The sequence below is a fragment of the Mesorhizobium sp. M0633 genome (genome assembly GCF_040320645.1).
Lineage (GTDB): Bacteria > Pseudomonadota > Alphaproteobacteria > Rhizobiales > Rhizobiaceae > Mesorhizobium.
Genome location: NZ_JAMYQC010000050.1, coordinates 1 through 25,119 on the forward strand (window position 1 = coordinate 1; position 25,119 = coordinate 25,119).

The 25,119-nt window shown below is 61.3% G+C and carries 16 protein-coding genes and 2 pseudogenes; 7 read left to right on the forward strand and 11 right to left on the reverse strand.

Annotation, left to right across the window (positions count from 1 at the left end; translation table 11 throughout):
- The first annotated feature begins 263 nt into the window (after positions 1-263).
- Positions 264-1,211 carry an IS481 family transposase gene (locus tag NKI47_RS31900; protein WP_352595254.1) on the forward strand — a complete coding sequence of 316 codons (948 nt, stop codon included), beginning with the start codon at positions 264-266 and terminating at the stop codon, positions 1,209-1,211.
- Between the two features lie 13 nt (positions 1,212-1,224).
- On the opposite strand, the pseudogene NKI47_RS31905 reads toward NKI47_RS31900, so the two are convergent.
- Both NKI47_RS31905 and NKI47_RS31910 read right to left on the reverse strand, forming a co-directional pair.
- Positions 1,225-1,406, reverse strand: a pseudogene (locus NKI47_RS31905) (DUF4158 domain-containing protein); the annotation flags it as partial.
- A 45-nt stretch (positions 1,407-1,451) separates the two neighbouring features.
- Positions 1,452-1,568: pseudogene (locus NKI47_RS31910) on the reverse strand (leucine zipper domain-containing protein); the annotation flags it as partial.
- Between the two features lie 219 nt (positions 1,569-1,787).
- Between NKI47_RS31910 and NKI47_RS31915 the strand changes: the two are divergent.
- Both NKI47_RS31915 and NKI47_RS31920 read left to right on the forward strand, forming a co-directional pair.
- Positions 1,788-2,960 carry a tannase/feruloyl esterase family alpha/beta hydrolase gene (locus tag NKI47_RS31915; RefSeq protein ID WP_352595256.1) on the forward strand — a complete coding sequence of 391 codons (1,173 nt, stop codon included), beginning with the start codon at positions 1,788-1,790 and terminating at the stop codon, positions 2,958-2,960.
- Complete coding sequence (locus tag NKI47_RS31920; RefSeq protein ID WP_352595258.1) at positions 2,957-3,448, forward strand: tannase/feruloyl esterase family alpha/beta hydrolase; 492 nt, start codon at positions 2,957-2,959, stop codon at positions 3,446-3,448. The genes NKI47_RS31915 and NKI47_RS31920 overlap by 4 nt, the downstream gene beginning before the upstream one ends.
- Before the next feature lie 254 nt (positions 3,449-3,702).
- On the opposite strand, the gene NKI47_RS31925 is transcribed toward NKI47_RS31920, so the two are convergent.
- Genes NKI47_RS31925 through NKI47_RS31935 form a run of 3 tightly spaced genes read right to left on the reverse strand, consistent with a single transcriptional unit; the run spans position 3,703 to position 5,497 of the window.
- Positions 3,703-4,851 (reverse strand): site-specific integrase, encoded by a 1,149-nt coding sequence (locus NKI47_RS31925; RefSeq protein WP_352595261.1) that lies wholly within the window; start codon positions 4,849-4,851, stop codon positions 3,703-3,705.
- A gap of 2 nt (positions 4,852-4,853) precedes the next feature.
- On the reverse strand, positions 4,854-5,240 hold the full coding sequence (locus NKI47_RS31930; protein WP_023804175.1) for a type II toxin-antitoxin system VapC family toxin: 387 nt from the start codon (positions 5,238-5,240) through the stop codon (positions 4,854-4,856).
- Complete coding sequence (locus NKI47_RS31935) at positions 5,240-5,497, reverse strand: type II toxin-antitoxin system VapB family antitoxin (protein WP_352492342.1); 258 nt, start codon at positions 5,495-5,497, stop codon at positions 5,240-5,242. The genes NKI47_RS31930 and NKI47_RS31935 overlap by 1 nt, the downstream gene beginning before the upstream one ends.
- A 169-nt stretch (positions 5,498-5,666) precedes the next feature.
- Here NKI47_RS31935 and NKI47_RS31940 point away from each other — a divergent pair, with 169 nt between their 5' ends.
- Both NKI47_RS31940 and scpB read left to right on the forward strand, forming a co-directional pair.
- Positions 5,667-6,623, forward strand: coding sequence for a DUF1403 family protein (locus NKI47_RS31940; RefSeq protein ID WP_352595264.1), 957 nt, complete (start codon positions 5,667-5,669; stop codon positions 6,621-6,623).
- Between the two features lie 2 nt (positions 6,624-6,625).
- On the forward strand, positions 6,626-7,333 hold the full coding sequence (scpB, locus tag NKI47_RS31945) for an SMC-Scp complex subunit ScpB (RefSeq protein WP_352595267.1): 708 nt from the start codon (positions 6,626-6,628) through the stop codon (positions 7,331-7,333).
- 41 nt (positions 7,334-7,374) lie between these two features.
- Here the strand turns inward: scpB and NKI47_RS31950 are convergent, their stop codons facing one another.
- The 4 genes from NKI47_RS31950 to proA all read right to left on the reverse strand — a co-directional run bounded on the left by NKI47_RS31950 (position 7,375) and on the right by proA (position 18,455).
- Entirely contained in the window at positions 7,375-7,899 is a 525-nt protein-coding gene (locus NKI47_RS31950) for an RES family NAD+ phosphorylase (RefSeq protein WP_352595270.1), read from the reverse strand.
- The gene (locus tag NKI47_RS31955) at positions 7,896-8,282 is read right to left on the reverse strand and encodes a hypothetical protein (RefSeq protein ID WP_352595272.1); all 387 of its coding nucleotides are present in this window, start codon (positions 8,280-8,282) and stop codon (positions 7,896-7,898) included. The genes NKI47_RS31950 and NKI47_RS31955 overlap by 4 nt, the downstream gene beginning before the upstream one ends.
- Positions 8,283-8,371: 89 nt before the next feature.
- Positions 8,372-12,334: an AAA family ATPase gene (locus tag NKI47_RS31960; RefSeq protein ID WP_352595274.1), complete on the reverse strand. Its 3,963-nt coding sequence runs from the start codon at positions 12,332-12,334 to the stop codon at positions 8,372-8,374.
- Positions 12,335-12,467: 133 nt separating this feature from the next.
- Positions 12,468-18,455, reverse strand: a complete 5,988-nt coding sequence (gene proA / locus NKI47_RS31965; RefSeq protein WP_352595277.1) for an anti-phage protein ProA — start codon at positions 18,453-18,455, stop codon at positions 12,468-12,470.
- A gap of 311 nt (positions 18,456-18,766) precedes the next feature.
- On the opposite strand from proA, the gene NKI47_RS31970 reads away from it, so the two are divergent.
- Together NKI47_RS31970 and NKI47_RS31975 are read left to right on the forward strand one after the other, a co-directional pair.
- Positions 18,767-20,026 (forward strand): metallophosphoesterase family protein, encoded by a 1,260-nt coding sequence (locus NKI47_RS31970; protein ID WP_352595279.1) that lies wholly within the window; start codon positions 18,767-18,769, stop codon positions 20,024-20,026.
- A complete protein-coding gene (locus NKI47_RS31975) occupies positions 20,023-23,493 on the forward strand; it encodes an ATP-binding protein (protein ID WP_352595281.1) in 3,471 nt (1,156 codons plus the stop codon). Before NKI47_RS31970 ends, NKI47_RS31975 begins: the two co-directional genes overlap by 4 nt.
- A gap of 167 nt (positions 23,494-23,660) precedes the next feature.
- Here the strand turns inward: NKI47_RS31975 and NKI47_RS31980 are convergent, their stop codons facing one another.
- Both NKI47_RS31980 and NKI47_RS31985 read right to left on the reverse strand, forming a co-directional pair.
- Positions 23,661-24,809, reverse strand: coding sequence for an ImmA/IrrE family metallo-endopeptidase (locus tag NKI47_RS31980; RefSeq protein ID WP_352595284.1), 1,149 nt, complete (start codon positions 24,807-24,809; stop codon positions 23,661-23,663).
- On the reverse strand, positions 24,806-25,105 hold the full coding sequence (locus NKI47_RS31985) for a hypothetical protein (RefSeq protein WP_352595286.1): 300 nt from the start codon (positions 25,103-25,105) through the stop codon (positions 24,806-24,808). Before NKI47_RS31985 ends, NKI47_RS31980 begins: the two co-directional genes overlap by 4 nt.
- Positions 25,106-25,119: the final 14 nt, after the last annotated feature.

The following is a 25,119-nucleotide window of genomic DNA, read 5'->3' on the forward strand; positions in this document are numbered from 1 at the left end:
GCGGCCGGCAAGCAGTTGGTCCAGAAGTTCCTTCTCAATAGCCATGCGATGATTCTCTCCTTTCCATCATCATGGCCTCGCGCACAGAATTCCCGACAGTCCCCCGAAAGGCCGCATTCGCCACTGCACCCTACCGAGGCAAAATTCCGCTCATGGTACATTTCAAAAGCTTGGCACCAGGGCGAGGCTGCCCGGTGGTAGTACCTAGCTGTTTGATCCCGGACTAATGGCGCATCATTGCCGTCCGAATCAAAGGATGCGCTATGGGACAGGTTCTACACCGCCGCGCCACGACGACAGAGGCAGCCCGTCGAGCGATACAGCATAGTGAAGAGAGCCTGAGAGCGCTGGCCAAGCGCTACGGCATCGATCAGAAGACCGTTAGAAAGTGGAGGAACCGGACCTCGACCGCCGATCTTCCCACCGGCCCGAAGAAACCAAGATCGACAGTGCTGTCGCTCGAAGAGGAAGCGGTGATCGTCGCCTTTCGCAAGCACACGTTGCTGGCGCTGGATGATTGCATCTATGCCCTACAGCCCTCGATCCCGCATCTGACGCGCTCGTCGTTGCATCGCTGCCTTCAGCGCCATGGCATTTCGCGGCTGCCGCAGGACGCCGACAAGCCGGCCAGGAAGAAGTTCAACGCTTATCCGCTCGGCTATTTCCATATCGACCTCGCCGAGGTGCAGACCGCCGAGGGCAAGCTGCGCCTTTTCGTGGCCATCGATCGGACGTCGAAATTCGCCTATGCGGAATTGCACCCGACGGCGGGCAAGATGGCGGTGGCCCGATTCCTTCGCAACCTGATCGCGACCGTGCCCTATGCCATCCATACCATTCTGACCGACAACGGCATTCAGTTCACCAACCGGACCTGCGAGCGGCATGCCCTTCAGCACATCTTCGACGGCATCTGCGACGAACATGGCATCGAGCACCGGCTCACAAAGATCAACCATCCCTGGGCGAACGGCCAGGTCGAGCGGATGAATCGGACCATCAAGGACGCCACCGTCAAGCGCTTCCACTATGACGATCACGATCAACTGCGCCGGCATCTCGCCGACTTCATCTTAGCCAACAATTTCGCGCGCCGGCTTAAGACCCTCAAGGGCCTAACACCCTACGAGTTCATCTGCAAAATCTGGGCAAAAGAGCCCGAACGGTTCCGACTCGATCCCACCCATCAAATGCCGGGACTAAACACCTAGCCTCCACCTTCGTTGCTTCGATCCGGCGCTCGGCGTCGACCAGGGCGTCCGCGCACAAGCGCTCGATTGTCGACACGGCTGGCAAGATAGTCAAAGTCTCCCTCCACCGCGCGACAAAACGCGAGCAAGGTCCTCGTTCGATCTGGCATCTTCAGCCTGATCGAAAAGCCAATCCCGCAGATCACGGGTACCGCGCCGCTCGATCGTCTCAATAACCGCCTGAGGCGTCGGCCGGCGCAGCCGATGAGGGCGAGATGAGCGATCCAGCAATCCTGGCATTTCCTCGGCGCGATACCGGTCGAGCCATTTGCGAACCGTCCGCGGGGCAGACGCCTGCGGCTTTGGCGACGGCCTCAGGCGTCTGTCCGCTCTCGACCTGCATTACAATTCGCTCTCGACCGAGCGGCGCCAGACGGGTACATCTTATGGATGTTCATCCGGTCCCACTGGAATCACTGAAGCTTCGACAACCTCAGCTTTCCCGGTTCGGACCGGATGGATAACCTTCTGAAAGCTCACAACTAGCTACCAATGCGATCAGCTTTCGGGCTATCGGGGCATCCAGGGAGGATGGGTATGTTCTTGGCTAACGGGCTCAAGCTGCGGGACCGCGGGTGCACCCTGGCACTGATTTTGGCGATCATATGTGTATGTGCGCCTGCACTGGCGGCAAACGCGTCGGATCAGGCGTGCCGGTCCATCGCCAAGCTCACAATTCCAAGCGTGATCTTTACCGAGGCTAGCCTTCAAAAGCCGCAGGAGATCCCCGCAGATCCCTTCACTGCATTCACCGGCGCCTCGCCTCAGGCGGTAAAAGTGGGCGGGCACTGCCTTGTCCGAGGTGTTATCGGGAAACGCCAGGGGGTCGATGGTCAATCATATGGCACCCGGTTTGAGGTGCGTCTTCCGACGACCTGGAACGACATGTTCCTTTTCCAGGGCGGCGGCGCAGTTGATGGCTTCCTGGCGCCGGCCGTCGGGACCATTCCTTGCCGGAACTCGACCGCGGCTCCCGGGCTCTTGCGCGGCTACGCTGTTGTAAGCATGGATGGCGGGCACCCAAGCCCCGATCCGGCTTTCGGGGTCGATCAAGCCGCACGCATTGATTTTGCGTACGCCTCCATTGGCAAAGTCACTTCGGTCTCGAAGCAGGTGGTGGCCAAGTTCTATGGGGCGGCTCCGAAAAAGTCGGTGTTCATGGGATGCTCGAATGGCGGTCGTGAGGCGTTGATAGCGGCTCAGCGATATCCGCTCGAGTTCGACGGGATTGTTGCAGGTAGCCCGGGTTTTCGTCTCAGTGCCGCCAACATTGCCCAAGCCTGGGATACTCGCGAGTACATGAGCATCGCTCCCAAGGATGAGGCCGGCCATCCCATTCTATCCCGCGCCTTCTCCCAGCAGGATCTGAACCTCGTCGCCAACGCGGTTCTCGCTGCCTGTGATGCCCGCGATGGCATTGAGGATGGCGTCATCAACGCCTGGCAGCAGTGCCGGTTCGACCCAAAGGTCCTGTCCTGCCAAGGCGATAAGACGGACAGCTGCCTCACGGCTGGTCAAGTGCAGGCCATGAGCCGCGCGTTCGCGGGTCCGGAAAGCTCCGATGGCGAAAAGCTTTACAGCGATTGGCCATATGATACGGGCGTTGCGGGCGCGGACTGGAGAATGTGGAAGCTGGGCAAATCCCCCACTTCCCAATCGGATGCAAACAACATCGTTCTGGGAGCCGCTCGCTACAATACTACTTCATGACGCCCCCGGCGCCGAATTTTGACCCCCTGAAGTTCGACTTCGACAAGGATCCGGCACGCGTTGCGGATACGGCCAAGCTCAATGATGCGACCGGCACGTATCTCGCCAGCTTCGCTGCCCACGGTGGAAAGCTGCTCTTGTTTCAGGGACTTTCCGATCCGGTCTTCTCGGCCAACGATCTGGTGCGCTGGTATAAGCAAGTCGTCGAGGTCACAGGCGGCGGCGATTTGGAAGCGACTCGCCGTTTCGTGCGCATATTCATAATCCCGGGGATGACCCACTGCGGCGAGGGCCAAGCCTTCGACGACTTTGATCCTTTGGCCGCCATCGAGGGCTGGATAAACCAAGACAAGGCTCCGGACTCTCTCGCGGCTGGCAGCAAGGCATTCCCTGGCAAGCACCAGCCGATCTGCGCTTATCCCACTCAAGCTGCCTATGACGGTAAGGGAAATCCCGATGAGATCGCGAGCTATTCGTGTCGGGGATAAGAGACCTCGTCATTTGTTCGCTTCAATCTGCGCGCATTCCCGGAACAGGTCTCCCGGACCAAGGATCGGTTGGAAAAGCTAAACCCGGAATTTGTGGGCCGTGCCATAACGCAGTTGATGATCATGCCTGACTACGAAGCGTCGGCCGCCGATAGTCTGGATACAGCGCTCGCTGTGCTCGATGAGGTATTGTTATCGCCTGAGATCTGACCGCCTCATCCCAGCGGACAAAACGGGGCAGGGGAGGGGGCTTTTCAGAGCCCGGACGCCTTGGTGAGATTGACGCGGAAACGATCGCGCCGGCGCTGATACTTTCGAGTCATCTCGGCCGAGGCGTGACCGAGCTGCTGTTGCACATAGCGCTCATCGACCTCGGCCGAGGACGCGAGGCCGGCGCGCAGCGAATGGCCAGCAAACTTTTGACCGCGTTCGCCCTCCGACAGATCGCCACGCACGCCGGCTGCGAGCGCCGTGCGCTTGACCAAGCGTGCGACCTCCTGGTCGTTCAAGCGATGGACACCGACCGCTCTGCCTTGACCAGCAACGCGCCGGAACAGAGGTCCGTGCGCAATGTGCGCCAGTCTTAGCCACGTCTGCAGAGCGGCCACCGGGCAGGTGGCGTCGGAGGAGCCGCGGCCGACCTCGACCTCGCGCCAACCGGTTTTGCCGCGCAGGGTCACCAGCACGCCCTTGTCAGGAAAAAACTCAATCCAGCCCGAAGAATCCTCGGTCTGGTCGCGACCAATGTCGAGCCCGACGATTTCCGAGCGCCGCAGCCCACCGGCAAAACCCAGAAGCAGCATGGCGCGGTCGCGCAGACCACGCAGCGTGCCGCGGTCGAGGGTCTCGAGCATGGCGATCAGATCCTCGGGCAGGATCGCTTCCTTCTGCCGGGGAGGGGAGGCGTGGGTGTTGCGGATGCCGGCCATGACCGTTGCGATGTGGCGGTCCTTGCGGTCCAGCGGTTCGCCTCGCTGCGAAAAGTTCCAGGACAGTGACGAAAGGCGACGCTCGATCGTCGCCACAGAGTTTGGTTTTTTCTCCCCTGTTACCTTTCCGGACGCGCAGGCGGTGATGTAGAGCCCGAGGGTCTGCGGATCAGGTGGGAGCACTTCCAGACCCTGCCGGCGCGCCCAGGCGCAAAAATGCTTCCAGTCGGCGGCGTAGGCGCGCCGTGTATTGGCCGAGCTGGCCGCCTTGACATAGTCGCGGGCGTGGCCGGCAAGCTCTTCCAGATGGCCGGGAAGGCTACCATGTCCCCGTGAGTGCATAGGCGGCAGGGGAGGGGAGGGGGATTTTTCGCCCTCCTGTGGATGCTGTCCCATTTCCATCACGACATCGATGATGTCGGGAAGATCGTCCCCTCGGGGCGCTGCAGTTGATCCCGCACCGTCGCCAGCCATCGTTATGCTGCCTCGATATCCGTCTGGGAAAAGTCATTGCCGATAAAGAGCAAGGGCTCATCCGCCCGTTTGGCCAACGCGTAGGAAAGGCAATCGGCAAAATTCAGGGCGGCCGGGTGGCGGCCTTTGCCGTAGGTGAGCCAAGCCTGCGTTGCCACATCGACGAGATCGGCATCCACGGCGATGATGTCGGCCTCGATCTTGCGGAGCCACAGATCGATCTCGGCCAACGCATGCTCACCGCGCCGGCTGACCAGCACCATGCGCGCCTCGAGCACGCAGGTTGCAGGGACCAGGCGGATTTGGTTGGTGACGAGCGCCTTCTCAAGCCTCAAGGCTTCTGGTTCGTTGCGCAGGATCGCGACGATGGCGGAGGTGTCGATCACCATCAGTTCGGGATTCCATGCTCGTCATACCCGATGATCTCCTCGTCGCTGCGACCATCCAGTTCAGGCAATCGTGCCACTCTTTCTCGGATGGCGCGCAATTCTGCCAGCAGACGCTCCTGAGCGGTCTCTCCAAAGCCCAGGCGATGCAAGCGCTCGCTCAGGGCCTGATGAATGGCTGCTGTCTTGCTGATACCCTGGCGGCGTGCGAGTTCATCGGCGAGAGCAACGGTGGCTGGATTTTTGATGTTCAGGGACACGAAAGACTCCAAAAGTCTACCTTTCAGGCGTATTCTACCATGGTCCCCCAGCCTCGTAAACAACGAATGATAAGGCAACATTATCGTTCGTTATGTGCGCACGACAGCCTGTGCGTTTTGGTGCAAAGTTTGTCGCAAAAAGCGCACGGCTGCTTTACCCTCCACAATCATGATTCGCCTCGACCCCGCCGCCGCCATTCCCGTTCTCGAGCCGGTCGTCCCGGCCTGGGCGCTGGCCAACGGCGCTGTCGTCACCGACGCCGGCGCCGCCTTCTGTGCCGGCGCCGCCTTGAGCGCGCTCGAGACGCTCGCGCGCACGCAAGCCGGCTGGGCCGGCGCCTGGCGCCAGCGGCTGGCGCTGAAATGCGCTGCCGCCAGCATGCGGCTGGCCGGGCGCTCGGAGGACGAGGCCGCCTTGCGCGACGCATGGCATCTGCGCGAGGCCGGAGCCGATCCGGGCCCCGCCGGCGCCACCTTTGGCGCCTGGCGGCAGTTGGCCGGGCAGCCGCCCGCTGCCAGCGCCGATCAGCTCGAAAAAATCGTCGACCAGATGGGTCTCCATTGGGACGTTGAGGCGCTGGCCGCGGTTTGTGAACACATCGACGACCTGGCGCGCTCGGGGCGGCCGGCGCCGTTCGCCGCGGCGGCAATCGCCGCCCACGTCGTCGCCATGCAGTCCGACTCCGAGCTTTTTGCCTGGTGGCTCGCCGACCTGGTGCTGGCGCAAAACCTGCGCTGGCCGCGCCCGCTGCCGCTGCTGATGGCACACGCTTTTGGCCCGGCGTTTCGGTCCAAGTCTGGCGGCGGCAAGCGGATCCGGCCAGGCGAAAAAGGGTTTGAGCGGGCAGTGTGCCTGGCGCTGGCGCAAGCGGCGGCTGACGCCTGCCGGTTGGCCGCCGAGCTGTCGCGGCGCGCGGAGCGGCTCATCGCCGTCGCACCGAAGCTCAGGGCAAAGGGGGCGGGCGATGTGATCCAAAGACTGCTCGACGACGACGCCCTCTCCGGATCGCTGACGACCAAAAGCCTGTCGCGGTTTGCGGCGCGGCGCCTGTTCGACCGGCTGCAACAGCTCGAGGCCGTGCGCGAGCTTTCCGGCCGCACCACCTTTCGTCTGTTTGGGCTGTAGGGATGAGCGAAGCGTCCACCCGCCGCAAGCCGAACCAACAGCCGGCCTTGCTCGATACCGAGCTCGAACATCTGCCGCCGGAACTGCGCTGGCGCGAGTGGATGGGCCGCGTCGAAGCGGTTGTCTTTGCGGCCAGCGAACCAGTGCCGCGCGAGGTGCTGGCGCGGGTCGTCGGCAAGAACTGCAATCTTGAGCTGATCATCGACGACATCCGCGCCGAGCTCGCCGGCCGCCCCTATGAGCTGGTCTCGGTCGCCGGCGGCTGGCAGCACCGGACCAGAAAGGTTTTTGGCGATGCCATTCACGCAGCCTTCGGCACGGCAGCGGGCGAGGGCGCAAAAGAATTGTCGCAGGCGGAGGCGCTTGTCTTGATGTGCATTGCCTACTTCCAGCCGATCACCCGTGGCGAGCTCTCCAGCTTTTTCGGCAAGGAGGTGTCGCGTGACCTGATCGGCATGCTGCGCGCGCAGGATCTTATCGCTTCGGGTCCGCGCTCGCCGCAACCTGGCGCGCCCTATACTTATGTGACGACGAAGACTTTTCTGTCGCAGTTCGGGCTCGACACGCTGCGCCAGCTACCCGATTTCGAGGCGCTCGAGGACGCAGGGCTGCTGTCGAAGGAGAAGCTGCTGGCCGGCGATATTCCAGCCGGGCTGGCGAGCGGGGAGTGCGACGGCGAGGACGATGTCGTTGGGGACCAAGCGCCATGACTGGGGGCGTCGTCGCGTTGCGATCCCAGAGACAGTCTAACTCAGGACCAGGACGACTGGTCGTGCGGCAACCGTTGATCGGGATCGTGAACCGCGACATGGTCGCCGTCGACAAGATTGGCCGGAAAGACCACCAGATTGGTGCCGCCGGCGTGGCGCAGCGACGGGAACAGGATGCCGCGAAGCCCGGCCGTGATGACCAGGTTCGCGAGCTTCCACGATGGCGGGATCTTCTTGTATATGCGAGCGACCTGGCGCCAGGCACAATCCCATGCCTGCCAAGCGCCGTCCCAGATGTCCGGGTCGAATCCCTCCGAAAGGTCGGCCACCTGGCCGAGCGTGATCTTGTAGGCGGCAAGCGTTGCCGGCGGGACGATGCTGGCGCCCTGCTTGTATTCATCAAGCGCCGTCTGGGTCGCACGCGACAGATAAAGTGCTTCGATGCCCGGCCGGTTGAAACGACCGCCGTCCATCGCCGCGCCTGCACCGCTGATGGGCAGGAAAGCCCATTTGGGAGTCAGATAGCGATGGAAGATTTCGTCTGGACCGATGCGGGTGATCCTCACCCGCGCGCCCCATTCTCGAGATCCCGGATAAAGGCCAGGACTGCCTCGACCTGGCCGTCGGCGACGAGCTCGGCTGCGGTACGATGGCCATAGTCGGCGATCGGTTCATTGCGGTACCAAAAGATCGCCTTGTTGACATCGCCGGTGAGTTCCGTCGCGGCCAAGATCACCTTGACCATCTCGCGCATCCGGCCCTGCAGGCGCTCCGATGACGGGTTACGGAGCGTGTTGCGGTGGACACCGATCAATTGGGCCAGGTTGGCCACCTTCACGCCAAGCGCCTGCGACAGGCGCTTCGGCGAGATATAGGGCGTGCGCGGCTCCTGCAGGCTGTCGACAAAGCCTGAGACCACTTTCGATTGTGCGAGCTGTGCGTGGGTCATGACAAATCTCCGGCCTTCATACGCACAATATATGCACATTTCAACGCATGGCAAGTGCCCAGACGTTTCGGCGCGTCGGCGGCGTATAACTAAAAAAGAGTCCCGAGAACCTTCCAGGTCTGTTCGACAACCGGAACACCGGCGCTCGGCGATACTCCACTGACCGGAAACTGCACGAATTCCCCCTCACCAGCCTGACCAACATTCTCAAGATAATAGATCGTCTGCGAACCGGGCATCACCTTTCCGAGCCGCTTGAGATAGGCAAAGTGCTCGGTCGAAAACTCGTCAGCTCTGGTAACGACTGCCAAGATGCGCCCGTCGAGTAGCGCCAGGTCCGGAGCGGCTCCTAGGAGGACATAACCCGCGTCCAGCGCGACGGGAAAAGCGCTATCGCCCACAACGCCTGCAGCAGCGACTACCTGCTCAAGAATCGGCGAGCGATCGGCCTCGACGGCCTCGTCCTGTGACTTCGCAAGCGTGGTTTCATCGAACAGCACGCCGATTACTTTGCTCAGGTGTGCGCTGCTGCGCTGAATGAAGTGAGTCGGCGGGGAGCGCGGGTTTGTCGATGGCATAGTCTCCAGCGCGATTCGCGAGCGATCCGATTTGTCGAGCCCGATTCTCCTCGCGTACGTCTTGCCGGGGGTGCGAACGACCGCGAAGTCACCATTCTTCACCTCGGTCGTTGCAGATACGATGAGGGTCTGGCCCGGGAAGGCGACCAGGCCCAGCGTCGGAGCCCTCAGGGTGAATAGCGACACGTCACCGAGTGACGCCAGGTCTAATCGCTCCATCGCCTGGTCGATTGTCGTGAGCGGGGCACCGGCCGCGCGGGCGGCCAATCGGCCGACGACAGAGATTGGCGTGCTGCGCAGCGCGACGAGCTTAATATCCGGAGTAGCTTTCTGGGCTTCCGCCACAGCCTCCTCTGGCGGCAACCTGCCCATGAACCTTGCATAGGCGAGCCAGCATGCGTCGATTGCCGAGAAGACGTCCTCGTACCCCTGCTTGACGATCTCAGCCTCGACTGGCGTGATCTGATCGGCCCGCCCGTGGTGCCCCTTGTTGATGACCTCTCTAAAAGAGGCACCTGGTTTGAGTGATGGCAGATCAAGCAGCCGGCGGAACGGTTCTTCGTTGAACGGTGGTTCGCCGCGGTTGCGAGCGTTAGCTATCTTACCGAGCAGATCGCCCATTGTCGGGTCATGCAGAACAGCTGGATCCGATGCAAGCAGATCCCACAGCTTGATCTCGATACGCACGCGAACAGGATAGACGAATTCGCGGGCCAGCCCGGTGTTGTTCGGGTCCGTCTTTTGCCAGTGCTCGCACCGAACACGGACCTCGTCGGCCACCGGGGCAAGGCTCACCGTGCACTTCGAGGTTGAGATAGCGGAGAATTCCCAGGTTTCAGTCCGAGCCTGCCCCACCACGCGCTTGTCGGCGGCCACAAATGCCTCGATTGTGGGAATAAATCCGAAATCATTGCTGACGATGATCGGATTTATTCCCTCAGCGATCATCGCTGGCACTGTGGCGGCAAGATTGGCGACGTTCCCGGGATCGAGCAGATCCTGCGGGTCGTCCATGAGCATGGGGGAAATGCCGCCCGACCGGGACCAGACCTGCTGCCAGAGCGCCAGCACGAAGGCGGAGAGGAAGGCCCGCAGGGCCGAGGCGTTCATCACATAATGAGCCTCGACCAGGTGCTTGCCATGGGCCGCGAGGAACGTGAAGCCGTCGCTCTTGGCGGCATCCAATCCCGCATATTCCGGCGCCTGGACGAAATGGGCCCTGTACATACGTTGGGACCAAGAGGTCGCCTTCTCCTGAAGATCTGTGATCAGGCCGGCGACCTGATTATGTACGAGTTCCGGGAAACTCTTGAACGGCTCGACCGCTTTGGCCGCTCGCGTTAGCTTCTCGATCCGCGCCCGAGCCTTGGCCCACCTCTCGCAAGTATCCTTGATCTGGCCTAACTGGCGGCGAATGCCGGCGAAATCGGTGGCCGCATCGAGGTAAGCCTTCAGGATACCCAATTGCCCGCGGATGGTCCGCTCGTTGGCTGCAAGCGCCGTTTCATCCGCTTCGGTCCGCACCACTTTGAGGACAGCGCCTTGCGCGAACTCGGCACGCGCGATGCGATAGCGGGAAAGTGCCATTGCCCGTCGCACGCTGCGCATCGCGGCGCGCAGGTTCTCATTGTCGGGAATCTCGGACGGCAGATCGACGCCTGGCAGCGGCTCGCGCTCGGGGGCGTCCTTCCAGGCCGCAGCGCAAAGGGCAGCGACGGCTATTGCCATTGGCTTCAGAGGCTGCGGAAAATCGGCAAGCTGGAAGACCTCCTTCGACAGGGCTGCGCCGTATACTGAGGCCAGATCATCAGGGACGTCGTCGTCGACGAACCGGCGCAGCTTCTCGGGTAGGCGATCGCGTAGACCCTGCTTCGTGTCGCGCTCCCACTCTGCCGCTGTCTTCAACATCGCGGCGTCGGCCTTGCGCGCGTCCTCCAACGCCTGTGCCACCGACTTGTCTAGCAGGGCGTCGGTGGGAATCGCGTCGGGCTGCAGGAGGCCGCGCTCGCAAACGGGGCAGGTGACGAATGCACGCCCCGGATGAGCCGCATCGTGCCACCTCGCCACAAGGCCATAGAGGCGAACCCGATCGGCGCGATCCGCGTGTGAAAGCTGCGCCACGAGAGCCGCCGCCTCGCGTTCGATGTCCAGTAGTACGGTCTCGGCGTCCCTCAGATCCTCCTCGCTCAGTTCGCCAAGCCTCTGCGCGAGCTGCATCGAGGGCAGGCCCTTGAGCGCGGCGTTGCTGAAGCAATTCTCCGCCGCCTTGATAGCTCCGTCAAAGCGCTTGATCTCGTTATCATTCGTGAGTGGCGGCAGGGTTCGAAGAATCAATCGGGCATCTGCAGCAGCCTGATCCTCGGCCGCCTTCAGAATTTCCTCGGCTCGCTTGAGACCGTCCTTCCACTCATCCGGAGCGGTATCTTTGGGGGCGGCGACGCAGTTCAGGTCCGGCAGTCCCTCGCCATCCTTGAGAAGATCCGTCAGCGTGGTCACCTGCTTGGCGGCGTCGCCCTCGCACCGCTCTTTATCCTCGGTGGCTTGCTTGGGATATTTCCCTGTCAAACGCTCGTGGAGGCGACCGCTTCGGATTCCAAAATGGGCCAATGGCCGCAACCCGGTCAGGGCCGACACCGCTTGCGACAGCGTCGTCTTGTCATCGAAACGGGTCGCCGCGGCTATCCCGGGCATCAACGTGCCGACCTGGAGCGCCAGCTCCGACAATCCGAGCTTGTCCAGCCCACTGGCGGTCGCACTGAAGGCCTTCTTGCCGTCTCGCTCGAGGCGGCGTTCGACCTCGACTTCGGTTCCGTCGACCAACGATCGGAACTTCAGGCGCACCCACGTATCCACCTGCGGCTGTCCGCCGACAGCCAGCAGCTCCTTTTCCGTGGGAATCGGCACAATCGGCGGCAGCTCGAACGAGGGGTTGGGGGCGGCGCTGTCCTCATCGCTGGCGATCTGAACCGTGATGGGCGTGTGCAAGGGAGAGGGAAGGCCCTGAGAGCGATGCCCATAACCCGTCAAGCACCAGCAAACGGCGCTGATCAGCGAAGTTTTGCCCGCGCCGTTGAAACCGCGAAAGAGTGTGGCATGCCGGGAAAGATCAAGCGTGAAGAGCTTCGGGTCCGCCCCGTTGTCATCGCAATGGCGGTGAAGTCCGCGGAAACGATGCGCCGTAATCGTTACCAACTGCCAGCGTTGTCGTTGGCTAGCCGGCCGTGTCGCCGGAGCGGTCACCTTGGAGGGTTTGTCCAACGCGTCCAATAGGCGATCAATCTCGCCGTCCAAGATATTGGTGTCCTTGTCGGGGTTCCAATAGGCCTGCCGATTCTGGTTGTAGAAGGCAAGCAAGATGCGACTGTCTTCCAGGGGAAGTGAAAATTCGGTGCCGCCAGGTACATGCAGAACATCGCCTGTCGCCAGATGTTGAACAACCTCATCCAGAGACAGGTCCGCGATATTTACCGCCATAGCAGAATCCCCAAACGCTTTTCCAATATTTGAAACACCGGTGCCTGCTCTAGCTCTCGCTGGCCGGTCAGTGCCGAACTTCGCGTGGGCGCTTTCAGAGCGCGATTCGATGATAACAACGTTTTGCTGATCGCTATTCGATCTGGATTAAGAGCTGTCTCGCCCTGGCGATCGCCTCGTCCAGCCGCGCGCGCGATACCGCGGCAAGGCGCTCAACTCCAAGAAGATGGGCCATGTCGCGTGCAGGATCGGGCATGTCGAGAAGTCCGGGATTGTCGATCACGGCCGAGGCAAGCTCGGCCAACGGTATGTCGGCAATTGAACGTCGCGCTTCCTCGTTGACCGGCTGACGATAGGAAAGGAGATCCGAGAGCCCGCCCTTTTTCCAAATGAATTCGCCGCTGGATTCCTGCGTGCGATCCAGATCTCGCAGGTGCAAGTCGATCCTCTCGCGGATGCGGCCGCCCGTGCGCAGCCAACCGTGAACCCGTGCAATGCGCTGGGCGAGAACGTCGGAGCGCAATGGGCTCTCCATGTCAACGACGGCTTCGATCATCCCGCGCAGCGTGGTGCCGTAGCTAAACTCGAAGAATTGCTCGGGGTCCGGCCGAAAGTCGGTTAGATCCGTCACACGATAACGGCTTTGCTCGCCCTGGTTTTGGGTTGGCTCGCCGACCTTTGTTGAAAATGCTGCAAAACCCGAGGGCTCGGGTGCTGTTGCAACACTTGCAGAAACCAGCTCAACCTCGGACCTGGTCGGGAGGGGCAGGGGCTCCTCGATTGGGGCGGGCGTCTGCGCCTCCGGTTCGCCTGTCGGCTCGACCTGCTGACCCATTGCCCAACGCGTTGTCACCTCCCCCGTCTGCTCGCTTGAATGACGCGCCCGGCTTTCCTCAAGCAGGGTCTCCAGGCTTGCGTGAAGGCGATCCGCGCAGCTCTTTGAGTCAAACCACCAATCCGTCGACCAGACACGAAGGATGGTCCAGCCGAGCCCGGTCAGAACCTGCTCGCGAACCTTGTCGCGATCCCTTGCCGTCGCCGATCGGTGGTAGGTCGCTCCATCGCACTCGACGCCCGCGAGGTAGGCCCCAGTCAGATCCGGGTGGCGAATTCCCAGATCAATCCGGAAGTCGGAAATCCCGACTTGCGGAACGACTGTCCAGCCGCGCTGCTCAAGATGATCGGCGACTGCTTCCTCGAACGGGGAATCGAAGCCGCCCACCGATCCAAGATCCTGGGCGGGCAATGCAATTGGGCCGCGTTCGGCATAGTCGAGGAAGGTCTTCAGATGCTGGACTGCGATCGCCTTGCTTCGCGATGGATCAATCTGGTCCGCCGTGAAACCGGAGAAGACGATCAGTTCCTGGCGGGCGCGTGTTACCGCGACGTTGAGGCGGCGCTCGCCACCGTCTCGGTTCAACGCCCCAAAGTCCATTGCTGGCGGCCTCCCGGAGGCATCCTTGTAGAATGTGATCGAGAACAGAAAAACGTCTCTCTCGTCGCCCTGGACGTTCTCCAGGTTCTTCACGATCGTCGGCTCGCCCCGGTCTTCGGCAAAAAACCATTCGAGTTCCGGATGGTCTCGGCGTGCGGCATCGAGCAGGTCCAGGATCAGTGACTGCTGTTGCGCATTGAAGGTGATCACGCCCAAAGTCGGGCGACCGTTCTCCGGCAGGGCCAGCCAGCCCATCATCCGGGTGACTGCCTCGCGCACGACCGCCATGGCCTCGACCTTGTTGGTGCGGCTCTTGCCACGGTCATAGACGCCATCAGGAACCCGGTGCAGGCGAACCGCGCGGTCATCGACAGCCGGCGAGGGGAACGTGACCAGGCGGTTGTGGTAGTAGTGATAGTTGGAGAACGCGATCAGCGATTCACTTCGGCTACGGTAGTGCCATCTGAGGTCGCGCACCGGGATCCCGGACGCCCTTGCTTCATCGAGAATGCTCTCCAGGTCCTTCTCGTGATCCGCAATCTCCTCTTCGTCCTCGTTGCGGCCGAAGAAGTTGGTCGGCGGCAGTTGCTTGGGATCACCCACGATGATTGTCTGCCGCGCTCTGGCTATGGCGCCGACTGCATCCCAGGTGGTGATCTGCGAGGCCTCGTCGAAAATCACCACGTCGAACAAAGCCTGGTTCGGGGGAAGGTATTGCGCAATGGAAAGTGGTGACATCAGCATGCACGGGGCAAGCTTGGCAAAACTCTGCGGCATCTTGCCGATCATGTCGCGGATGGACTGGCTCGGTCGCTGAAGCTCCATTTGATGTCGCAGCAAGCCGAGTTCGGAGTTGCGTGAGGCGCTCTGTACCGGCGCAAGTCCATGGGCAAGCGCGCTGACGACCCGCTGGGTCGCATGAGTGCGCACCAGGTCGTCGATCTCGCGAAATTCCGTAATGGCGTTCTCGTGCTGGAACCTGCGGAAGCTTCGCAAGACGGGATCGCCGTCGAGAACCTTCGGCAACCACCATCTGGCATAACCCGCACGAAAGGCCGACCGTGCTTGTTCGGGGGCTATTGTTCCCGTCTCGATTTGCCCAACAAGAGGCGCAAGATGGTGTTGGATCGCACGTCTTTTCACCTGGCACCAGGCTGCCCAATCGCGAAACAGGTTTCGAGCATCCGCTAGCGCAATCAGCTTTGCTCTAAGCGCTTCAAGGCCCGGACCGTCCGAAGTATCCGCAACCTCCCGTGCCGAAACCTCGCCGAATGTCAGGCGCGCGGCCTCAAGTTCCTTGACGGCCACCAGCAGCTGATCGCCGGCCTCGCGCAGCTGGTCGTTTTTAAGAGTGCCGCGCAGACTTGGCGCGACAGAACGGACGACGGCCCGAAATTCGTCCGGGTTGCGGCCAGGAATGCGAAGTGATACGCGAAGCCGTCGAGCAAGATCGAGGGTGCCGGCGATGGCCCTTACGTCCGTTGCCAGACCTTCGATCGGCAGTGGCTTGCCTGTCAACGGGCTTTGGTCGACCGCAGCCAGAAACTCTCTCATCCGACGGAGCAGCTGAAGTTCCTTGCCGGGGTCGGCGGTGCCACGTTGTGCTCGGCTTTGAAGCAGTTTCTGGATCTTGCTTTTGCTGATCGCTGATCTTGGCCAGAACGACGCTTCAGCATCACGCCATTGGCGATCCATGACATCCAGATCGAGGTCACGGACAGTCGCAATCTCATAGGTGGCGGAGAGCTTACGCTCGGTCTCTCGATATCCCTCGATCGAGCGCTCCAGGGCGGTGACCGCATCCGCGAAGGTCGAGAAATCCCGGTCATATGCTATCGAGATATCGCGACTGCGGGCCTGGACCATGATCTGCGCCAACCCCACGAGCGACTGGATTTCGGCACGCGACAATGGCTCACTGGGGGCAAGACCTAGACAGGACTGATAGTCCCGTATGGATGCAGTCAACTGGCCGATGGCGGAGTGCAGAGACGTCGCTGCAGCAAGCAACCTCAGTTGCCAATCGCTGCTCCATTCTGCAACATCGATCAGGTCCAACTCCGGCCGACGTTCAACCGACGCGAAGACCAGGCCGACCTGCGCGGCCAGATCCTCCAGGGCCAGCAGCGTTTGTGCGTCATGCGAGTCCGGCTTCTGCCACGTGAACGCCGGTGCCGGATGATCGTTCGATTTGAGTGCAATACCCAATGCCAGATAGGGCGTCCAACCGTTCTGGTAGCGCTTGTGAAGCGCCGCGACATAGGCGTTCAACTCGTCCCGGCGCGAGCGAAGCCGCTCATTGATTGCAATCCACTGTGAGGCGTCCGCCCGGCCACCATTCTCCCATGATGCCTTCAACTGGGCGAGAAAATGCCTGCGATCGGCCTTATTCGAATGCAGCTCAATACAGTGATTTCCAAGTCCGTGTTCGCGCAGCCGGCGGTAGACTACATCGAGCGCGGCAGTCTTTTCGGCCACGAACAGGATTGTTTTGCCGACCCCAAGGCAGTTGGCGATCATGTTGGCGATCGTCTGGCTCTTTCCGGTCCCGGGCGGCCCGACGATGACGAAGTCACGTCCCTCGGCCGCTGCCATGCTTGCCGATGTTTGCGAGGAATCCAGGGGAAGCAGGCTTATGATGCTTGAAGGTTCGTACGCATGATCGAGCTCTGCCTCATCGCGAAAGGCCGACTGTCCGCCTGAGCTCTCGAACGCCTGCTGGGGGGTATCGATGAGGTGACGAACGACCCTGTTTTGACGAAGCGCGTCGGTGCGTTCGACAAGATCCTTCCACATCAGGAACTTGGCGAAGGAAAATGTCGACAGCGCGGTCTCGTCGATCACCTCCATGCCAGGAACATCGCGCACCGCCTGTCGCATCGAGGAAAGGATCCGCTGCACGTCGATCCCGCTGTCGTCGAGCGGCAAGTCACCGGCAAATTGAGGAAGACGAAGTTCGAAATCCCGCTCCAGGAACTGAAGGAGTGTGGCATTGAAGTGTGGCTCGTCCTCATGGAAGCGGATCGTGAAGCGCGAGCTTGCGCTGCGCCGCTCAAGCCGGACCGGCACTAGCAGCAGCGGCGCCCGGTAGCTGCGCTCATCCTCCGGTTTCTTCTTCCAGCGGAGGAACCCGACGGCGAGGAACAGCGTATTTGCTCCGCCCTCAGCGAAGTCGTTGCGAACTTGCCGGTAGAGGTCGATCAGCCTCGCTTCAAGCTGGCGAACATCCAAGGTGGAGGCGAGCTCATCCCTGAGCAGCGCTTCAGCCGCGAACCCGCGTTGCAGATCGCGACCGTGGACATCCCGATAAAGCTCCGCATCGCGTTCTCCCAAAGGGTTTTGCTCTGGCAGCGAAATAAGACGGACCGCGGCCCCGTTCGCCAACCTGTCTTCCAGATAGGCGACGTCGGTGCACAGGAAGGGAATTGTCTTCTTCGAATCGGGGAAATTAAGCAGCCGGTTCCTGAGCGTCAGGTCGAGCAGCTTCTTTTGCCAGCGGTCGATGCGCCCTGCCGCTGTGGTGGGCTTGATCTCAACGGCCTCAGCCGGCATCTCCCCGATTGCTGGCGCCGCCGGAAGCGGCAGAGCCGCAACCGCAGTTGCCGACTCTTCGTCGGCGACTTTGCGTCGGACCGGCTCGTGCGAGGCGAGCGGCGTGATGCCGCCGCTGCGTGATCGCCGCACGTCTATGGCTGCGACGAAGGCATGTGCCTGCTCCTCCGCAAGCCGGACACTGAGCGCATTCTGCGCGGCTTCTAGCGTCAGCGCAGGCCGGTGCGTGACGCCTGTGGTCTCAAATGCAATGAATTCGCGCGAGGCCAGCGCCTTGCGGACCTCCATCTGATCCTGCTCAACCGCATTGGCAAAAGTGCACTTGGCCAGCCAGACCCCCGCAGCCGCATGTCCATCAAACATCAGGACGGCGGGATGGAGACCGGCTGCCTCCAAGGCCGCCGCGAAGAGAAGCGAGGTATCCAGGCAGGTCGCGAGGCGCTCCTCGGCAATCGTCGTGGGGCGCCTGACCTTCTGGCCACGGCTCTCGAAGCTTGCGGGAGGCTCGGCATAGTGCAGCCCCATGCCGGTCATCGCCGAATAAATTGCGGCAGCCAGCATGTATGCCCGTTGCGGGCTTTGCGATTGATAGCCGTCGAGGCCACTCGGATGCCCGTGCGCGGCAAGCCGTTCGGCCGCTGCCTTAAGGATCGGCGCAACGCCGGGATCATTGGGCATCACGAACGCCGGAAGCAGTTGCGCCATGTCCGCGACGCCACCCCACTCGTCGCGCGCAAGCAGCCTCACCGTCACTCGCTTTTCGTCCAGGATCTCACCGGCCGCAGACAGGCGCAAGGTAATCTCACCTCGCTCAGCCTCGTTCAGGCCGGCGAGATATCCAGCGTCAAGCTCTACCTTGCGGTCACTCAGCTGGAGCCGGTCGCCTGGGATGAGGCGGTCTACCGTCCAGGTCTTCGGCCGCAGGAACGACGGTGACGACGTAAGCTCCAGCCGGCAATTCTCAAAACTGCGGGTGGTGTCGTTATCGAGCCGGATGGATCGGATAACCGGGATCGCATTCTGATAGGATGCATAAGTGAAGCTGGACGCGACGTCGGCAACTATGGTCGAGCCAGGTGGCCTACCGGCAACACTATCATTTGTTACTAACTCTGAACTATCTGCAGATTGCATTGACCCCATACCCCCCGCGTGGAGATTAAGCAATTTCTTGCGGAATAAAAGGCTCTTGGCTGACGGATGAATACAAAACTTTCGCTTATCCACGCGATAGTTGAGGCTCGCAACAGGGAGGTCAGGCCTGTTAATGCTCCCTCACAAGAAGGTCGCAGACACCCTATCCTGACTTCGAGGCCTCAACTCACAGATACTGTTGCCGAACGCCGGCGCACTTTGCTAACCGGGATGGGACGCCTTCGCCGCTCGCTGCGACGTTTTGGGCGAATGTTGCCTGAACGTCTGTTCGGGCCGGGAGAGCGCGCCAGATGGCATTTCGATTTGTTCATACAGCCGACACCCATCTCGATTCACCGCTGCGCACACTCGCGTTGCGCAATCCCGAACTCGCCGAACTGGTGGGAGATGCCAGCCGCCAGGCTTTCATCTCGATCGTGGACCTGTGTCTTGCGGAGCGGGTCGATGCGCTTGTCATTGCGGGCGATCTTTACGATGGCGATCAGACATCGATGAAGACGGCGCGCTTCCTGGCCTTGCAAATGATGCGTCTGCACCAGGCCGGTGTCAGGGTCTACATGATCCGCGGCAACCACGACGCCATGTCTCGAATCTCTAAACAGCTCGTCCTGCCGGACACCGTGACGATTTTCAGTGGCCGCACGCAGTCCGTGATCCAGTCGGGCGCCGGGCTGGACGTCGTGCTTCACGGACTGAGCTTCGCCAGCCCCAAGGCGGCCGAAAGCCTGCTGCCCAAATATGCCGGCCCCCGAGAGGGCGCCGCGAACATCGGCATCATGCACACCAGCTTGGCCGGCTCGCCCGGCCACGACGTCTATGCGCCTTGCAGCGTCGCCGACTTGCAAGGTCACGGCTTCGAATATTGGGCCCTTGGCCATATTCACGTTCGCAAGGTCTATCCCGGCGCAAGCACGCTCGTGATGCCTGGAATCCCTCAGGGCAGAGACATCAATGAGGCTGGTGAGAAATCGGTCACCCTGGCGACCATAAACGACGATCGGTCTGTCGACATTGAGGAGAAGCTGACCAGCGTTGCGCAGTTCGAGCGCGTGAGTGTCGACCTGGCAGGAACATCCGAACTGCCCGAGGCCGTCGGCCGCATCCGGTCTGCGCTTGAACAATCCCGGATTGCCGCCAGATCGCAATACCTCATCGCCCGCCTCGGCCTGGTCGGCGCTTCCGGGCTGTCATGGACGATGATCCGCGATAAGGATTTGGTGCTTGCCGAGGCCGAACAGGCGGCAGAGCAGGTGGGCAACACCTGGGTGGAGAAGGTCGAACTCAATCTTTCTGCTCCCGGAACTGGGAAGTCCGAAGACGTCGCGGATCCGACCCTGGAGCTAGCCGAGTCAATGCGCGCTAACGCAACGTCGGACGCATTCCGTTCGGAGGCTAGGGAATTGGTGTTGAAGACCATCGCGGACCTGCCGACGGATGCGCGAGACTTCGCAGGAAAGGACGAGGCGGCGTTGGAAGCATTCCTCGATGACGTGCTTGCACGTGGCGTCGACCTGGTCACGGCTCGCCTTAAGGCAGGCGGCACGCGATGAGATTGCGGCGGCTCGATCTCACCCGTTACGGCAAGTTCACCGACAAGGCGATTGACTTCGGACCCAAGCCGAGTTCAGGGCCTGATCTGCACATAGTGTTTGGCTTGAACGAAGCCGGCAAATCGACCGCGCTTTCTGCCTATCTCGACCTGCTCTTCGGCATCGAAGAGCGCAGTCGCTACAATTTCCTGCACGAATATAGCTCCATGCGCATCGGCGGGCTGCTCGAATTTGAGGTGCAGACGCTTGCCGTTTCACGCACCAAGAGTCGCAGCAACTCGCTGCACGATGCCGAAGGTCGGCCACTGAGCGAGATTGCCATTTCGGCTCACCTCGCCGGATTGTCCCGCGATGCCTACAGCAGCATGTTCTCACTGGATGACGAGACGCTGGAAGCAGGGGGCAAGGCGATTCTTGAATCGCGTGGTGATCTCGGCAAGCTCCTTTTCACCGCCAGCGCCGGGCTTGGTCATGCGAGCGATGTTTTGGCCGCACTGGAGACGGAGGCAGATGGACTTCACCGAAAACAGGCCCAGAGCACCGAAATCGCGCTGCTGAAGAAGCGGTTTGCGGAGCTCAAGTCGCGCAAGGAGGCGATCGACACGCTAGCCTCGACATTCGAGACGCTCGAGGCGGAACGGGGGGAAGCCCAGGATAAGTATGATCGTAGCCTGGCTGAACGCGCGATGTTTTCGGCGCGGCTGGCCACTATCGACCGATATGCGCGCGCCACGCCGCTCCTGGCCGAAATAAAACGCAACGCAAGCAGGCTGGCCGAGCTGCCGGACATGCCGTCTCCTCCCAGGACCTGGAGTGGCAGCGTCGCGGAATTGATCGATCAGGACGCGCGCTTGAGAACTCACCTTCAAGCCAATGCCGATGAGATCGATCGGGCGAAGGCAAAGATAGAAGCAACCGTTATCGACGACGCTGTCCTGGCGGTCTCCGAACAGGTGCGCGGGCTTGCCGATCGCAAGACGCGCTATGTAGCGGCAGGAATGGATCTGCCGACCCGCAAGATGGAAGTCCAAATGCTCGACCAGGTCGCGGCGAACTGTCTCGCCGCGCTTGGAAGGTCGGCCGAACAGAATCCGTCCGGGCTCATCCTGCCGGCCGTTGTGGTCGGCACGCTTCGCACCATGGTCGAGCAACGCTCCGGCATCACGACGAGCCTGCGGATGGCCCGCGACGAAGCCGCTACCGCGCTCGACGGGCTCAACTCTGCGCGAGATCGCGTTGGCGAGGAGAGGGGAGTGCCCGAGCCCGCAAGAGCCAGGCTAATGGCAGCCGTGTCGGAGGCGAAAGCCAGTAGTTACAGACGCGAGATAAGAGAAGCGCGCGCGTTCGAGGACGAGCGGCAAACAAAGCTTGCGGATGCGATGCGGCGGCTCCAACCGTGGTCGGGAGATGCGGACGCACTTTCGAAAATATCGGTTCCGCCACCGACGCAGATGGCTGCCTGGAAAACACTGGCCGCAGACCTTCAAAGGGACAAAGCTGTCTTCTCCGAGCGTCTGGCTGAGCTTGAACAAAGTCGAATAACTACTTCGTCACGCCTGGCTGCCGTCTGCGCCTCGGCCGATCTCGCCGACGATGACACAGCCGCAGCCACACGACGTGAGAGAGACGAGACCTGGCGAAATCACCGGGCGGACCTCAAGGCTGAAACCGCAGACGTGTTTGCCGCAGCTTTGATCAAGGACGATCATGTCGGCGCGGCTCGATTGGCCCATGCGGGCGAGCTCGCTGATCTGCGCGCAATCAAGCAAAAGGTGGGCGACACCGAAGCGGCCATAGAGCGCGTAAGCTGCCAACTCGTCGTGGTAGCCCAGCGCGCGGAAATGGCGACCGCTGAAATCAAGCATATGGCTAGTGCCTTGCTTAAGGATTGCCAGGCGCAGTCGCTCGACCTGCTGATCGGACTTCTCGATGAGCGCCTTTCCGCGCGCGCTGACGCGCTTGCCGCCTGGGACGAGATCTTGCTCGCACGCGCAAGGATTGAACGCGCAACAGTCGAAGGAGAGCGTATCCATCGCGGAATAGCCTCGGGTCTTCAAAGCATTGGAATTCAGCCGGAAGCTGGTGAGGCCCTGGAGGCAATGGTGGTCGCCGCCGACCGCTTTCTGGATAGGCAGGCGAAAGTCGACGCGGAACGAGCGGAAGCGCTGAGGAGCGTCGCCGCGAAGGAAGAGGAGCTGGCCGCCAGGCGGCTCGCTGTTGAAATTGCCGAGCGGCGAGAGGGCGCATGGCAAGCCGAGGTCAAGGAAACGCTGAAGGGCACTTGGCTCGAAGATGGCATCGCCGGAACCGGGCTTGGCAGCGTGCTCGATCAGTTGTCTGAGCTGTCAAAGGCCCTACAGGATCGTGAGGCCATGCGCATCCGCATCCGCAAGATGGAGGCGGACAGGACTGCATTTGCTGACGAGGTTGCCCGCCTTGGTGCGCTGGCTGGCGAACCTGCAAGCAACGAGGCGCCAGAACAGGTGAGTGTCAGGCTGACAGAGCGTCTAGAGCGGGCCGAGCGCGCCCGTGAGGCGAGGGCAAGTCTCCTCCTTGATGTTCAGAAATTGCAGGACGTTCGAGAGGCACTGAACGCCGAGGGCGCGGCACACGAGACGACCAAGCAGGAGGTGCTCGCTGCCTTTGGGGTGAAGACTCTGCCGGAGGTCATGGAGCGCGATGAACAGCTTCGCGAGCGAAACGGCGTGCAGAGTGCCATGGCCGCACTTGAAGAACGATTGACGAGCGAGCTCGCTCTCAGCGACTTCATCCAGGCGCAGTCGTTGCTGGAAGGCCTCGATCTCGATGGGCTCGCAATTGAAAAGGCCGAAGTCGAGCGGCGCCTAGCCGACCTCGATGACGCACTAGAACAGCAGCTCGTCCGCCGCACCCGGGCGACCGACAAGATCGATGCGATCGGCGGCGACAGCGCAGTTGCCCGGATCGATGCCGAGCGCCGCACCGTCCTTCTCGAAATCGAGGAGAAGGCTGGCCGCTATATCGAGTTGAAGCTTGGGGTGATGTCGGCGGCAAGCGCGCTTCGGGTCTATCGCGAACGTCACCGCTCTGGAATGATGAGCGAGGCGTCTGACGCCTTCGCGCTGATAACGCGCGGCCAGTACACAGGCTTGACGACCCAGCCTGTAAAGGGCGGCGAAGTTCTCATCGCGACACAGCGGGATGGCCAATCCAAGGTCGCAGACGCTCTGTCGAAAGGTGCGCGATTCCAGCTCTACCTGGCTCTGCGGCTCGCCGGATATTACGAGTTTGCCAAGCTCAGGCCCTCTGTTCCCTTCATCGCCGACGACATCATGGAAACCTTCGACCATCTCAGGTCGGAGGAAGTTTTCCGTCTGTTCGGCGAGATGGCCAGCGTAGGCCAGGTAATTTACCTGACGCATCATCAGCACCTATGCGAGATTGCAAAGTCGGTCATCCCCACTGTAGCGATCCACGAACTGGGCTAGCGAACGGGACCATTGTCCTTGACCCATTCCGGCTCGGTACGCCGCCGTATCGCTCGACGGCCGCATTGCGTGGCGGGTCGAACGTTTAACTCGGCCCTGTCGCCTACGTTTAGCCGACGTCCCAAGGGAGCGCGCCAACAGTCGTGGTTGCGCCAGAGAATGTCGGGCTAGGCCGGCATCAGAGCCGTCTTCACTTCGCCCCGACCGATCAACTTGGAAAAGCGACGATAGTCCGAATGCTCGAAACGCCAACGGCCGGCGGCAATTGCGGGATGCACTCCAGCTTTTTTTGCGGCCTCCAGCACCTCCTCTGTGGTGCTGTCTTTGTGGATGCGCTTCCACATGGCATGAGGAATAAGAGCATTCCTTGCAAAGGAGTCCGCCTCCGCTTCGATGGCTTCCGAACTCGCCACATCCAGGTCGTCCAGAATCACCTGTCGATCAGGGTTCAAGTGGCAAGCCACGTGGGCAAATTCATGCAACAGCGTAAACCAGAAATTGTCTAAACGATCGTAGCGAATGGTCAGCGCTATCACCGGAACACCATCACTACGGCACAAGGCGGCGCCATCAAGAAACGTTCCTGGCAGGTGTTCCAATATAACCAAGACTATTCCTATACGATGTAGCGCCGTCACGATCTGATCATTCCAATCTGGCAAAACGCTTATCTGCGCAATTTTGCGTGCAGCTTTCTCAGGATCTGCGATCTTTGTTTTCTTGATAACAATCTTATCTGCACGCGCCAAGACGGCCGCACACCATGCTTCGAGCGCCGCCAAGTCTGTCTTGGCGTTGGTACGTTCAGTTCTGGTCTTGCGCAACATGGCGACCGCAGGAGCCGCAGCTTTCGAGCGCGATAAGAAGCCAGCGAGATTTTCTTTCGCTTTCATCACGCCAAGCTCTCGGAGCCTTCCCTCCGCTGCTATCGAGGTGCTCGAGGTACCTGCCATGGGCTCGTGCTTGAACGAGCCGATCAGCGAAGTAACTGGAATGCCCAGGTGCTGGTGAAGTGCCCTTATCTGATCGACCGTGGGCTGTCGCTGACCGTTAAGTATCTCGGATACTCGCGATTTACTTCCAAGGTAAGGGATCAGATCGCGTTGTGACAGTCCGGTCTGCGCCATGCGAAACTTGATCGCCTGCGCAGGCGTGGCTGCCTCAACGGGATGGCGGGACCGCTCCCATCGTTCGATCACGGCCTGCAGGACTTCGAGCTCGTCTCGGTCCTTCGAGTTCTTATGCCCGAACAACGCAGTGGCACGCGTCAATGCCGATTGGTAGTCCTCGTCGGTGCGAATAGGTCGAACCGTCATGTCACCTTGCTCCCTGCTTTGCCGGCGGTGCGTGCCCCACTAGTCGCGCCCGCATATTCGATGAGAACCATCTGCGCCTCGCAGTCAGCGAGGAGATCGACCCGATAGCCACCGTCGAGCGGGATTCGGACCCTGATGCCGTCGATCACCGCTGCCGGGTAGAATTCGGCGATCTCGGCGACCGAGCGCCATGAGCCTGCCTCAAGCTCGGCAACGAGCGCCGGTATGGCCCCATCGAGACCGTTACTGGCACGACGCGCAAGGCCGTCCAACCTTGATGTCCCCATCAGTTTCATGGCAAACCGCGTCT

What these genes read in the sequence shown, in the direction of transcription:
- NKI47_RS31900 (WP_352595254.1), top strand. Translation starts at nt 264, where the DNA reads ATGGGACAGGTTCTACACCGCCGCGCCACGACGACAGAGGCAGCCCGT.
- NKI47_RS31915 (WP_352595256.1), top strand. Translation starts at nt 1,788, where the DNA reads ATGTTCTTGGCTAACGGGCTCAAGCTGCGGGACCGCGGGTGCACCCTG.
- NKI47_RS31920 (WP_352595258.1), top strand. Translation starts at nt 2,957, where the DNA reads ATGACGCCCCCGGCGCCGAATTTTGACCCCCTGAAGTTCGACTTCGAC.
- NKI47_RS31925 (WP_352595261.1), bottom strand. Translation starts at nt 4,851, where the DNA reads ATGGCTGGCGACGGTGCGGGATCAACTGCAGCGCCCCGAGGGGACGAT.
- NKI47_RS31930 (WP_023804175.1), bottom strand. Translation starts at nt 5,240, where the DNA reads ATGGTGATCGACACCTCCGCCATCGTCGCGATCCTGCGCAACGAACCA.
- NKI47_RS31940 (WP_352595264.1), top strand. Translation starts at nt 5,667, where the DNA reads ATGATTCGCCTCGACCCCGCCGCCGCCATTCCCGTTCTCGAGCCGGTC.
- scpB (WP_352595267.1), top strand. Translation starts at nt 6,626, where the DNA reads ATGAGCGAAGCGTCCACCCGCCGCAAGCCGAACCAACAGCCGGCCTTG.
- NKI47_RS31955 (WP_352595272.1), bottom strand. Translation starts at nt 8,282, where the DNA reads ATGACCCACGCACAGCTCGCACAATCGAAAGTGGTCTCAGGCTTTGTC.
- NKI47_RS31960 (WP_352595274.1), bottom strand. Translation starts at nt 12,334, where the DNA reads ATGGCGGTAAATATCGCGGACCTGTCTCTGGATGAGGTTGTTCAACAT.
- proA (WP_352595277.1), bottom strand. Translation starts at nt 18,455, where the DNA reads ATGCAATCTGCAGATAGTTCAGAGTTAGTAACAAATGATAGTGTTGCC.
- NKI47_RS31970 (WP_352595279.1), top strand. Translation starts at nt 18,767, where the DNA reads ATGGCATTTCGATTTGTTCATACAGCCGACACCCATCTCGATTCACCG.
- NKI47_RS31975 (WP_352595281.1), top strand. Translation starts at nt 20,023, where the DNA reads ATGAGATTGCGGCGGCTCGATCTCACCCGTTACGGCAAGTTCACCGAC.
- NKI47_RS31980 (WP_352595284.1), bottom strand. Translation starts at nt 24,809, where the DNA reads ATGACGGTTCGACCTATTCGCACCGACGAGGACTACCAATCGGCATTG.
- NKI47_RS31985 (WP_352595286.1), bottom strand. Translation starts at nt 25,105, where the DNA reads ATGAAACTGATGGGGACATCAAGGTTGGACGGCCTTGCGCGTCGTGCC.